This window comes from Caulobacter sp. GW821-FHT10C03 (assembly GCF_059415485.1).
Genome location: NZ_JBWKNI010000020.1, coordinates 51,257 through 63,546, shown reverse-complemented (window position 1 = coordinate 63,546; position 12,290 = coordinate 51,257). Strand labels below are relative to the sequence as shown.

Sequence of the window (12,290 nt, the reverse complement as noted above, 5' to 3'; positions counted from 1 at the left end):
CATGACCCACGATCACGACCTGCGACTGGTCGCGCCGTTCAGCCCGACGATCATCAAGGCGACGATCCCGCCGGCCCTGGTCGAGCGCCTGAACGCCCGCATCGACGAGATCGTCGCCGATCGTGAGGCGGTCGCCGCCCGCGACTGGTCGGCGCATCTGGCCGGGGCGGTCAGCACCGAGATCCGCTTCACCGACGTGATCCGCGAGACGGGCGAGCTGGCCGACTTCCTCTACGACGTGGCCCGCACCTTCACCTACCGGTGCGAGAACGCCCTGATGCACTTTTCCGACTACGAGCGCACCGAGGAGTTCGAGGCCAAGAAGCTGCGCATCGAGATCAAGGAAGGCTGGATCAACGACATGGTCGCCGGCGACTACAACCCGGCCCATTTCCACCAGGGCTGCCTCTATTCCAGCGTCGGTTTCCTGCGGGTGCCGCCCGGTTACGAGGCCGAGTTCGCGGCTGACAAGGCTCGCCAGAACACCGCCGGCTGCCTGCAGTTCATCGACAGCCGCAGCGCCGTGGGGGTCAAGAACCTGTTCACGGTCAAGCCGGTAGTGGGCGACTTCTACCTGTGGCCGTCGTGGATGCTGCACTGCGTCTACCCGTTCCGCAGCCCGGGCGTGCGGCGGTCGATGGCGGTGAACCTGGCCCTGGCCTGAGGCGGCTTGCGCCTTGTTCTGATATCGATATCATAATCACAAGCCGGAAGAGCTTGCGGGGAGTGTTGCGCGTGAAGAGCCTGATGAAGCTGACGGTGTCCGGCCTGGCCCTGGCGGCCTGTCTCGTGGCGGGGGCCGCCCAGGCCCAGACCCTGAAGTCGGGCCATCCGTACCTGACCTTCAGCGACGCCCACGTCGCCCAGTTCAAGGCCCGCGTCGCCGAGGATCCGAACGCCAAGGCGGCCTGGACCAAGGCGAAGGCCGACGCCGACGCGGCCCTGGCGCGCAAGCCGGCCAACGACCGCGAGCTGAACGCGGCGCTGATGGGCCTGTCTTTGACCTACCGCATGACCGGCGAGCGCAAATACGCCGACCGCGCCAAGGCCCTGCTCGACATCTATGCCGGCCGCGCCAACTGGGTGACCGACAAGCCGCTGCTGGCCCGCGACCCGGTGTGGAACTCCGACCTCGGCATGGGGACCAGCGCCTACACCTTCGGTCTTACGTTCGACGCCATCCACGACGCCCTGACCCCGGCCGAGCGCGACCGCCTGGCCAAGGCCCTGGTCAAGGGCGCGATCGCCCCGACCCTGAACGACTGGGTCGACGGCAAGGCGCGCATCCACAGCCTCGACACCATGGGCCACAACTGGTTCAGCCACATCGTGTTCGGCGCGGGCGTGGCGGCGATCGCGATCAAGACCGACGAGCCGCAGGCCGACGCCTGGATCCGCCGCATCGACGAGGCGGCCGAAGAGTGGGCCAACTACGACGGCAGCGCCATCGAGACCAAGCCGCAGCACTTCGCCTCGAACGGGGCCTTCGTCGAGAGCGTCAACTACGCCGACTTCGCCGCCGAGGGTTACCTGCGCTTCAAGCGCGCCTGGCTGGACGCCTTCAAGGAAAAGCCGGCGGCGACGCCGCGCCTGACGGGGCTGGGCGACTACTTCATCCAGAACCTCTACCCGACCGCCGGCGGCTTCCTGTCGACCAACTTCGGCGACGGCAATCCCACCTCCAGCGGGGCCAGCGCCATCGCCAACCTGTGGGCCACGGGCGACCAGCAGGCCCGCTATCTGTGGTATCTGAACACCGTGCGTCCCGATCTCAAGCAGGACGTCTTCGCTGAGCCCGAGAACCTGGTGCAGTGGCCCTCGGCCAAGGCCTGGGCGTCGGTCGGCAAGGGGCCGGGCCTGCCGACCAGCTGGATCGACGATGACCTGGGGGCCGCGACCATGCGCTCGTCCTGGGCGCCGGACGCGACCTTCCTGGCGCTGCGCTCGGGCTTCACCTGGAACCACAACCACGCCGACGCCGGCAGCTTCATCCTCTGGCACAAGGGCAAGCAGCTGCTGATCGACTCCGGCAACAGCAGCTACGCCCGGCCTGAATATGACGGCTACTACCGCCAGAGCGTGGCCCACAACGTCGTCACCCTGGATGGCCAGGCCGAGCCGGAGAGCAACACCTACAACGGCTCGCATTTCGTGGGGCGGGTGGAGCACCTGGTCGACGCCGGCGACCTGCGCTTCGTCTGGGCCGACGCCACAGGGCCGAACGCGGCGACCTTCGAGCGCAAGTACCGCAGCTTCCTGTGGGTGGGCGACACCATCCTGGTCATCGACGACCTCAAGGGCTGGAAGCCCGGTCGGTTCGAGTGGCTGCTGCACTATGAGGGCGAGGCCAAACGCCAGGGCCAGGTGATCACCGTCAAGAACGGCGAGGCCGAGGTCGCCGTGCGGCCGCTGTTCCCACAGACCCTGCCGGACGGCGGGCTGTTCAGCGACTATCCCGAACTGCTGCGGATGGCCGAGGGCAAGGGGCTGAAAGACCACGCGCCCGACGAAGCGCAAGCCTATCTGCGCCTGCAGGCGCCGGGCGTCACCGATCGCACCAAGTTCGTCGTCGCCCTGACGCCCAATGGTCCGGATCCCGCGCCGAAGATCGAGCGGGTCGAGGGCAAGGACTGGCTGATGACGCGGATCACCCAGAAGGGCGAGGTGACCGAGGTCTATCTCAACCTGCTGGCCGACGGCCGCATCCGCCACCGCAACGCCAACGCCGAACTGGGCGGCTGGCGGACCGACGCCTACCTTCTCGCCCTGACCTATCCGGAGGGTGGCTCGCCGCAGAAGCCCAGGCGGTGGTTCGTCGCCGACGGCAGCTATCTGCGCCGCGACGGCAAGGTGGAGCTGGACAGTCTTTCGAAGGCCTTCGTGGTCAAGACCCGGACCGGGCAGGGCGTCGAGGCCAGCATCCAGGGCCAGCCGACCTACGCCGTCCGCCTGGCCTGTGACGGAGCGAAAGCAATCAGGATCGACGGCGCCGCCAAGGCCTGCGAGGGCGACGTCGCCCTGGCCCGGCGCTCGCTTCCGCCGCGCTGAGAAACCTCTGAGACCTATTGTCGCATTTGTCAGACAAAAGAGTTGCCAGCTAACGATGATATCGATAACAATTGAGATGTAGCCGGTAAGGCGCGCCGTTCGAGCGCGCCGCCTGCTCGGGAGTGAAACGGGGCGCGCCAAGCGCCCGACGCCAACAGGAGAGCCCGCGCAAGCGGGACCAGACGGACCGCGCTAGCTTATCGGGCGCAGGTCTCGCAGGAGGGGAAACCATGCGAACCGAATTCCGCGCGCGGCTGCTGCTGACCGCATCGACCGCCGCCGTCGTCCTGGGCGCGGCCGGTCTGGCTCATGCCCAGACCGCGGCCCAGACCGGGGCTGCAACCACGGCCGCGCCGGCGACCGAAGAGACCGTCGAGGCGGTGGTCGTCACCGGCATCCGCCAGAGCCTGCAGTCGGCCGTGCAGGTGAAGAAGAACACGATGGAGGTCGTCGACTCCATCCGCGCCGAGGACATCGGCAAGCTGCCCGATCCCAACGTCGCCGAGACCCTGACCCGGATCCCGGGCGTGCAGGGCTATCGCTACGGCGGCGAGGGCGCTTCGCCCGTGGGCGTCGGCTCGGGGCTGACCATTCGGGGCCTGTCGGGCCAGACCGCCTCGCAGGTGGACGGCCGCTCCTACTTCACCGCCGGCGGCAGCGAGTTCAACATCGAGGGCGCCATCCCCGGCATGATCGCCGGCCTGGACGTCTACAAGAACCCCTCGGCCGAGCACATCGAGGGCGGCATCGGCGGCCTGATCGACATCAAGACCCGCCGGCCGCTCGACCTGCCCAAGATGTCGGGCAGCGTGGCGATCTCGGGCCGCTACAACGACATGGTCCAGCAGATGCAGCCGGAATATTTCGGCCTGGTCTCGCACAAGTGGGACGTGGGCGACGGCGAGATGGGCCTGCTGCTCGGCGCCAACTACCAGAAGAGCTGGAACCGCTCGGACAATGCGCCGGGCCCCGGCGGGACCAACCTGCGCCGCGTGGCGCGGGCCGACAGCGGCGACTGCAACGCGACTAATCTGGGCTCGGCCTACAACGCCAGCTACACCGGCCGCTCCGACGTCTCGTGCCTGATCGGGGTGACCGACGCCCAGGCCCTGACCATGTCGGCGACCGACCGCGCCAACCTGGTCAACATGGCCGGCGTGCAGATCAACATCAACGAAGAGGACATCCAGCGGACCCGCAAGGGCTTCGCCGGCGCCTTCCAGTGGAAGGTGCGCCCGGGCCTCGAGTTCTATGTCGACGGCAACTACAACTCCTACCTCTACCACCAGAGCTATCGGTTCCTGAACGGCTCGGACAGCCGCTACGTCCAGGGGCTGACGACGACGGGCTTCAGCACCACCGAGGGCCTGGCCAACCGCAACAGCAACGGCGGGACCGACGAGGTTCTGGCCGGCCAGCGCTTTTCCAGCGGCACGCTCCTGGGCTCGACCTTCAGCTCGATCGGCGGCGACGAGCATCGCCTGTACGAGACCTGGATCCTGGCCGGCGGCGCCAAGTGGTCGCCGACCGACGACCTCGACCTGAAGGCCGACCTCTCCTACGTGAAGGCCGACCAGAGCCAGGACAACCGCTCGGTGACCATGACCCCGAAGGCGGGCCTGACCTGGGACGTGAAGCGCTCGATCGGCACGCCGCAGACCGTGTCGATCAGCGGTCCGGACCTGGCCAATCCGGCCAACTGGGTGCTGGTCAACTACGCCAACGGCACCAACAACGTCTATGACGACGCCGGCCTGGCCGCCCAGTTCGACGGCAAGCTGCGCATCCACGACAGCTTCATCAAGGACGTGAAGTTCGGCGCGCGCTACTACCGGAAGAAGTCGAAGTTCTACAACTACTCCTTCAGCGGCAAGAACCTGACGACCGATGGCCTGGCCCTGACGGCCACCCAGTCGAACGGCATACTGGCCTCGACCGTGCAGGACCTGGTCGAGGGCTCGCACACCAACTGGTTTGACGGCGAGGCCGGCTATTCCGGCGGCTTCCTGACCTTCTCGCCCGACGCCCTGCTGGGCGACAACGTCCGCAACCGCTTCGCCCTGGCCGGAATCCCTTCGGAGGACTCGCTGCCCGAGGTGCTGCTGTCGCGCCGCAAGGCGGTGGAAGAGACCCTGGCCGCCTACGGCGTGGTCGACTTCGCCTTCCTCGACGACCGCATCCGCGGCAACGCCGGCGTGCGGGTGGTGCGTACGAACCTCGAAGCCGAGGCCCGGGTCACCGACACCAGCGGGACGACCTCGGTCATCGTCCCCAACACCAAGAGCAACGAATATACCGACGTCCTGCCGACCCTGAACGTCACCGGCTACATCCAGGACGACCTGCTGCTGCGCTTCGGCTTCGGCAAGGGCCTGACCCGTCCCAGCGTCGGCGACATCAACCCGACGGTCTCAGTCAACCTGACCAGCGGCACCGGCAGCCAGGGCAACGCCAATCTCCAGCCGCTGCGGGCCTACAGCTACGACCTGTCGCTGGAGAAGTATTTCGGCTCGACCAGCTACGTCTCGGCCGCCGCCTTCTACAAGAAGGTCGACGGCTTCCCGATCGGGGTGGAAAGCTGCCAGACGGTGGCGACCTCGCAGCCCTATACCGGCGTGACGCCCAACAACTGCCCGACCGGCCAGTTCCGCATCACCCAGACCCAGAACGCCGATCCCGGCTTCGCCAAGGGCGTGGAGTTCGCGGCCCAGACCTTCTTCGACTACGACTTCGTGCCGGAGTTCCTGCACGATTTCGGGGTCCAGGGGTCCTACACCTGGGTCAAGACCGAGCTGCCGATCCTGATCAACGGCAAGGTCGTCAAGGTGCGCCAGCCGTTCCAGTCGGACCAGAACTGGAGCCTGGCGGGTCTCTACGAGAACAAGATCGTCTCGGCGCGGCTCGTCTACACCTACCGCTCGGACTACGTGCTGTTCGGCGTGGCCGCCAACCCGATCGACGGCCGCTACCTGAAGGGCTACGGCCTGCTCGACGCCTCGGTGAACCTCAACCTGCGCGAGGATCTCACCCTGTCGCTGACGGCCTCGAACCTGACCAACAAGGCCCCGATCCGCTATGTCGGCGAGCCCGACAACGGCTACGACACCGACGTCCTGCGCCAGTACTTCATGAACGGCCGGGTCTACGGGATCAGCCTCCGCTACAAGTTCGGCGGCTAGCCGCCGGACGCATCCTTTCTTCTCCCGAGGGCTGGGGCGCCGTCCGCGAGACGGCGCCTTTTCTTTTTGGCGGAGGGCGTGACGGCTCGACTGAAACGCTTCCGATACGCCGGATAGGAACCGACACGCTCTCGTTGTTCGCCGTAGCCGGGCGCACATCTGGGGGACTCAAAACCAGACTGAACTGACCCCGAGGGCCGCAGTCGGCGGCCGGGAAAGCGGTCAGCATGTCGATCTACGAAACCGTCTACAGACTGATGGTCTCCCTGCCTTCGGCCGACGGCGAGATCCACGAGCCGGTCAAGGCCGCCATCCGCAGCGCCGGCGCCCGCAACCGCCAGATCCTGCTGTCCTATCCGCCCAAGGTCGGCGGCACCTTCATGCGCACGGCGCTGATCCACCTGCTGGGCAAGCACTACAAGGCGGGGCTGTCGCGCGGCTCCTACGCCAATTGCGACCACTCCCGCGACCCGTACTTCCCGCTGCTGCTGAACCAGCACCTGGTGAAGGGCGAACGCCCGCAGGCGACGGTGATGCACCTGCACATGTACCCCAACCGCCATGCGACCGACATTCTGGAGGTCTTCGGGGTGTCGGTGGTGCTGGCCTCGCGCAACATCTTCGACGCCCTGGTCAGCCTGCGCGACATGCATGAGAAGGCGCAGGCCGACGGCCGGCGGATGGACGACGCCCTGCTGCATTCGGGCCGCAGCTATTACGAGATGAGCGCCGACGAGCGCCGCCACAGCCTCGTCCACATCGCGCCGCTCTGGTACGCGCGGTTCTACGGCCAGTGGCTCGACCACCAGCGGCGCCGCCTGGCCGAGGGGCGGCCCGCGCCCCTCTGGCTGAAGTACGAGCAGCTGCGCACCGACCCGCGCGGGGCCCTGGCCCTGCTCGCCGCCCATGTCGATCCGGGCAACGCCTACAGCGAGGCCGAACTCGACGCGGCCCTGGCGCTCAGCCTGACCGACAAGGAGAGCGTCCGTCTCAACAAGGGCGTCGCCGGACGTGGCGACGCCTTCTTCTCGGACGAGGAGAAGCAGGCGATCCGCGCCATCCTGGCGCCCGCGGGCGAGGAGGCGCTGGTCGAGTTGGGGGTGCTGTAGGGCGCCTACCGGAACGTCAGGCCCACCACCTCGCCGGAGACCGCGATGTCGCCGTCCTGGGGCGCCTTGATCGGCTTGCCGCCGATGGTCAGGTTGTCGATCGTGACGTTCTTGACGGCGGTGGTCGCCGACAGGCCCCGGATGATCGACTGGCTGGGCAGGCCCTCGCCGGTGAAGGCGACGTTGCGGATCACGACGCCGTCGATCCCGCGTCCCGCCGCCTTGTTGTAGCGGGGGTTGTTTCCGGCCACGAGGTTGATCAGCTTGCCCTCCTCTATCCGGTCTACGCGGATGTCGCTGAAGGTGATGTTCCTGATCAGGGTGCTGTCGCCGGAATAGGCGGCGATCACGCCCTCCCAGTCCGGATCATCCTCGTCGAGATTGGCCACGTCGATGTTGGCGAAGGTCACGTCGCGGATCGTGCGAGGATCGGCGTTGTCGCCGAAGTGGCCGACATAGAGGGCGTGGGCGACGTCGACCCACAGGCGCATGTTCGAGACCTTGATGTCGAAGGTGTCGCCCGGCGGGTTGGGATCGGGAACGCCGGTCTGGGCGGCCTTGGCGCGGCACAGCGGGCAGTCGGCGACCGCGTAGACCACCACGGCGTCGTCCGACACCCGCAGATAGCCGTCGGCCACCGTCACGTGGCGCGAGGTCGAGATGTTGATCCCGTCCGACCACTTGCCCGAGGTGAAGCCGGTCAGCTGGCTGACGCTGACGTTCGCCGAATTGCGGATGTTCATCACCCGGGCGGCGTCCTTGCGGTCGCTGTTGACGATGATCAGGTCGGAGACCTCGACGTTGCTGGCCTTCTCCAGGTCGATCGCCCGGCCCGGATCCCACAGCAGGCCACGGCCGGAGATCTTCACGTCGCTGACGCCGGAAAGCTCGAAGGCGCCCTTCAGCACCGCCCCGCCGTCGAGATAGACGCGCTGGCCCGACTTGACCGGGAAGTAATCGAGGCCCGCAGGCGGGGTGTGGAAGCCGGGGCCGAAATAGACGACGTCGCCGCCGGCCGGGCGCGGCGGGGGCAGGGCGCCGGCGACGATGTGCAGGTTGCGCAGGCGGTCGTCGTCGAACTGCAGCGAAAAGCGCTCGGGCCTGGTCAGGGTCATGCGCAGCACCGGGCCCTGGCGCTGGGGCTTCACGGCGCTCGACAGCGGCGCGACCGAGACCTCGGAAAAGCGGCCGTTGTTCTTCATCACCTCCAGCTCGACCGTCCCGTCGAAGTCGAAATAGACCATCGAGGCGTTCTGCTTGGTGTCGGTGTCGACCTGCACCCGGTATTCGTAGAGATCGCGCCACTGTCCGCCCGGCGCGCGCACCCGGACGGTGAAGTCGTCGTTGTGGGCCGCGTACAGCAGCTGCGGCGGAACCGGATAGGTGCGCAGCTCGCCGGCCAGGGCCGTCCCGCCCAGCATCAGCAGCGCGGCCAGCGCCGTCGCGGCGCGTGTCTTCCCGTGGCTCATCCGTCTCCGCCCGTATTGGTTATCGATCTTATGATATCGATATCAATGGTGGGTGTGGGAGGCAAGCGGGCGAAGGGCGGGCGGCTTGCAAACAAGCTTGTCATCCCGGCCGGAGGCGCGCAGCGCCGTAGAGCCGCGACCTCGCACACTGGCAGTTTCTGAACGGTGCGAGGTCCCGGCGCTCCGCTGCGCTACGGCCGGGATGACAAACTTCCTTGGCCGAGCGAGGCTCTCGCTGAACCCTAAGCCGCCTCCGCCTGCCGCACGCGGTCGGCCACGAAGGCCATGTGGTCGGGCATGGTGTCGGCCGAGCGGGCGATGACCGCGCGGATCTCGTTCATCCGCGCGCGCAGCAGGTCATCGCTCATGACGTCGGCCATCGGGTCCCAGCCCTTGGGCTTGAGGCCCTGGCCGACCATGACGGCGAACCAGGAGGTGTCGTTGAACAGCTCCTCGTTCTCGCGGAAGATCCGGCCGTGGCTCTCGAAGACGGCGATCTTGTCGGCCAGGTAGTCGGGGATCGGCATCTCCCGCAGATAGTCCCAGTAGGGCGTGTCCGAGCGCTCGGTGGCCTTGTAGTGCAGGATGAGGAAGTCGCGGATCTTCTCGTACTCGAAGGTCATCACCCGGTTGTAGCGGTCGATGTCGGGCTGCTGGAACCGGCGGTCGGGGAACATGGCCAAGAGGCGCGAGATGCCCACCTGGATCAGGTGGATGCTCTGGCTTTCCAGCGGCTCCATGAAGCCGGCCGACAGGCCGATGGCCACGACGTTCTTGTTCCAGCTCTTCTTGCGGCGGCCGGCCTTGAAGCGTAGCAGGTTGGGATCGGCCAGGGGCTCGCCGTCGAGATTGGCGAGCAGATAGGCCGTGGCCTCGTCCTCGCTGATGTGCGCGCTGGAGAAGGCGTAGCCATTGCCGATGCGGTGCTGCAGCGGGATCCGCCACTGCCAGCCGGCGGGGCGGGCGGTGGCGCGGGTGACCGGGTCGGTCGAACCGCCGGAAGCGCAGGGGAGCGCCACGGCGCGGTCGTTGAGCAGCCAGTGCGACCAGTCCTCGAAGCCGCTCTTCAGCGCGCCCTCGATCAGCAAGCCCCGGAAGCCCGAACAGTCGATGAAGAGGTCGCCCTCGACGAGCGTCCCGTTCTCCAGCGTCACCGACTCCACGAAGCCGTCGGTCCCGCGCAGGGCGACGTCGGTGATCCGACCCTCGATGCGGCGCACGTGACGGGCCTCGGCGTAGTCGCGCAGGAAGCGGGCGTAGAGGCCGGCGTCGAAGTGGAAGGCGTAGGCGATGTCGCCCAGCGGCGAGTTCTTCTGGCCGGTCGGGCGCTGGAACTTGGCCTGCGAGGCCGCCAGCGACTGCAGGGAGTATTCGGAAAGGTCGGCGGCCTCGCCCATCGCCTGGTAGCGCAGCCAGTAGGCGTGGAACGACACCCCCTCCATGTCGACGCCGTAGGGGCCGAACGGGTGGTGATAGGTATGGCCGATCTGCTTCCAGTCGCGGAACTCGATGGCCAGCTTGTAGGTGGCCTTGGTGCGGCGCAGGAAGTCGTCCTCGTCGAGCCCCAGCATGCGGTTGAACATGTTGATCTGGGGGATGGTCGACTCGCCGACCCCGACTGTGCCGATGGCCTCGCTCTCGATCACCGTGACCTTGGTGACCCCGTCCTTGAGGAAGCGCCCCAGGGCGGCGGCGGTCATCCAGCCGGCCGTGCCGCCGCCGACGATGACGACGTGGCGGATGCGGTCGTTCGTCATGCGGGAACTCCTTCGCTGGCCCCGCAGTAGCGGGCGACGAAATCGGCGTGGCTGGGCATGGCTTCGGCCGTGCGGGTGATCAGGGTCGAAAGGTGCGAGAGGCGCTGCAACACCTGGTCGCCTGGCAGGCTGTCGACCAGCGGGTCCCATTCCTCCGGCACGATCCCCTGGCCCAGCAGCACGGCCAGCCAGTTGGGCTCGTGGAAGAGGTCGTAGTCGGAGGGGAACCAGCGGCCGCGATGGGCGAACAGCTCCATGCGCCGGGCCAGGCTGTCGGGCACGGTCATCGACGACAGGTAGCGCCAGTAGTCGGTGTCGTCGCGCCGGGTGGCGTGGAAGTGCAGGACCACGAAGTCGCGGATGCGGTCGACCTGCTCGGCGGTCAGGCGGTTGTATTCGTCGATCTCCAGGGGATCGACGCCATGGCCGGGGAACAGGGCCAGCAGCTTGGTGATGCCGGCCTGGATCATGTGGATGCTGGTGCTTTCCAGCGGCTCGATGAAGCCGGCCGACAGGCCGATCGAGCAGACGTTCTTCTCCCAGGCCCGCTCGCGGCGGCCCGGCGTGAAGCGCAGGAAGTTGGGCTCGTCGGTCGGCCGCCCGTCGAGATTGGTCAGCAGGGTGTCGAGCGCCCGCTCGTCGTCGACGTGATGGCTGGAATAGACGTAGCCGTTGCCGATGCGGTGCTGCAGCGGGATGCGCCACTGCCAGCCGCCCTCGCGGGCCGTGGCCCGGGTGAAGGGCGTCAGGCCGTCGCCGCCCAGTTCGCACGGGATGGCCACGGCGCGGTCGTTGGGCAGCCACCGGCTCCAGTCCTGGTAGGGCACCTTCAGCGCCTGGCCGATCAGCAGGCCGCGGAAGCCTGAGCAGTCGACGAAGAACTCGCCCTCGACGCGGCGGCCGTCCTCCAGCACCACGGCCTCGACGAAGCCGGTCTCGGCGCGCTGGTCGACCTGCGCGATCCGGCCCTCGACGCGGGTGACGCCACGGGCCTCGGCGAAGCCGCGCAGGAAGCGGGCGTAGAGGCCGGCGTCGAAATGGTAGGCGTACCTGAGGCTCGAGATCACCTTGGCCGGATCGGGATCGGGCAGGGCGAAACGCCAGCGCCGGGCGGCGGCCTCGGTCAGGTTGAAGTCGCCGATCGGGCCGGCCTGCCTGGCGAACTTGCGCCAGACCTGGTGGAACTTCACGCCCTCCAGGTCGAGGCCGAAGGTCCCGAACGGGTGGTGGTAGGTCTCGCCGATCGCGCCCCAATCGACGAACTCGATGCCCAGCTTGAAGCTGGCCTTGGTGGCCCGCATGAAGGCTCGCTCGTCCAGGCCCAGCATGGCGTTGAAGGTCAGGATCGGCGGGATGGTGGCCTCGCCGACGCCCACCGTGCCGATGGCCTCGGATTCGACGAGGGTGATCTTCAGGCCCTGGGCGCTGAGGGTCTTGGCCAGGGCGGCGGCGGTCATCCAGCCAGCCGTGCCGCCGCCGACGATGACCACGGACTTCAGCCGTTGGTCTGACATGGTAAGCCCCTTCCACCCCGAAGATCTTATGTCTGGACGGCCTTTTTGACCGTTTCAAGCGGGTCGTAAATTGACGGCGCTGTCGGCCTTTGTCACCTCGTCTTCGCCAGAAAAGCGCTTTCAGGTCGCTAAATCAGCGAGATAATTCAGTAAAAACAGCAGCTTGATCTCCGTGTTGCGTCAGATTGCAGAGTTCTTTCAACACCCTTGACGT

General features: G+C 67.4%; 7 protein-coding genes. 4 read left to right on the top strand and 3 right to left on the bottom strand.

Annotation, left to right across the window (positions count from 1 at the left end):
• Nucleotide 1 precedes the first annotated feature (1 nt).
• From AC07NG_RS21100 to AC07NG_RS21085, 4 genes are all read left to right on the top strand, one after another.
• Nucleotides 2–664: a putative 2OG-Fe(II) oxygenase gene (locus tag AC07NG_RS21100; protein ID WP_494596154.1), complete on the top strand. Its 663-nt coding sequence runs from the start codon at nucleotides 2–4 to the stop codon at nucleotides 662–664.
• Between the two features lie 71 nt (nucleotides 665–735).
• Entirely contained in the window at nucleotides 736–3,048 is a 2,313-nt protein-coding gene (locus AC07NG_RS21095; protein WP_494596153.1) for a heparinase II/III domain-containing protein, read from the top strand.
• A gap of 230 nt (nucleotides 3,049–3,278) precedes the next feature.
• Nucleotides 3,279–6,227, top strand: a complete 2,949-nt coding sequence (locus tag AC07NG_RS21090) for a TonB-dependent receptor (protein ID WP_494596151.1) — start codon at nucleotides 3,279–3,281, stop codon at nucleotides 6,225–6,227.
• A 227-nt stretch (nucleotides 6,228–6,454) separates the two neighbouring features.
• On the top strand, nucleotides 6,455–7,336 hold the full coding sequence (locus AC07NG_RS21085; RefSeq protein WP_494596150.1) for a hypothetical protein: 882 nt from the start codon (nucleotides 6,455–6,457) through the stop codon (nucleotides 7,334–7,336).
• Nucleotides 7,337–7,341: 5 nt separating this feature from the next.
• Here the strand turns inward: AC07NG_RS21085 and AC07NG_RS21080 are convergent, their stop codons facing one another.
• The 3 genes from AC07NG_RS21080 to AC07NG_RS21070 form a co-directional block, all read right to left on the bottom strand.
• Nucleotides 7,342–8,805 (bottom strand): glycosyl hydrolase family 28 protein, encoded by a 1,464-nt coding sequence (locus AC07NG_RS21080; protein WP_494596148.1) that lies wholly within the window; start codon nucleotides 8,803–8,805, stop codon nucleotides 7,342–7,344.
• 242 nt (nucleotides 8,806–9,047) lie between these two features.
• Entirely contained in the window at nucleotides 9,048–10,562 is a 1,515-nt protein-coding gene (locus AC07NG_RS21075; protein WP_494596146.1) for a tryptophan halogenase family protein, read from the bottom strand.
• Nucleotides 10,559–12,076, bottom strand: coding sequence for a tryptophan halogenase family protein (locus AC07NG_RS21070; protein ID WP_494596144.1), 1,518 nt, complete (start codon nucleotides 12,074–12,076; stop codon nucleotides 10,559–10,561). Before AC07NG_RS21070 ends, AC07NG_RS21075 begins: the two co-directional genes overlap by 4 nt.
• Between the last annotated feature and the right edge of the window lie 214 nt (nucleotides 12,077–12,290).

Bases quoted from the DNA above. Each gene is read 5' to 3' on its own strand.
- AC07NG_RS21100 (WP_494596154.1), top strand. From the start codon at position 2: ATGACCCACGATCACGACCTGCGACTGGTCGCGCCGTTCAGCCCGACG.
- AC07NG_RS21090 (WP_494596151.1), top strand. From the start codon at position 3,279: ATGCGAACCGAATTCCGCGCGCGGCTGCTGCTGACCGCATCGACCGCC.
- AC07NG_RS21085 (WP_494596150.1), top strand. From the start codon at position 6,455: ATGTCGATCTACGAAACCGTCTACAGACTGATGGTCTCCCTGCCTTCG.
- AC07NG_RS21080 (WP_494596148.1), bottom strand. From the start codon at position 8,805: ATGAGCCACGGGAAGACACGCGCCGCGACGGCGCTGGCCGCGCTGCTG.
- AC07NG_RS21075 (WP_494596146.1), bottom strand. From the start codon at position 10,562: ATGACGAACGACCGCATCCGCCACGTCGTCATCGTCGGCGGCGGCACG.
- AC07NG_RS21070 (WP_494596144.1), bottom strand. From the start codon at position 12,076: ATGTCAGACCAACGGCTGAAGTCCGTGGTCATCGTCGGCGGCGGCACG.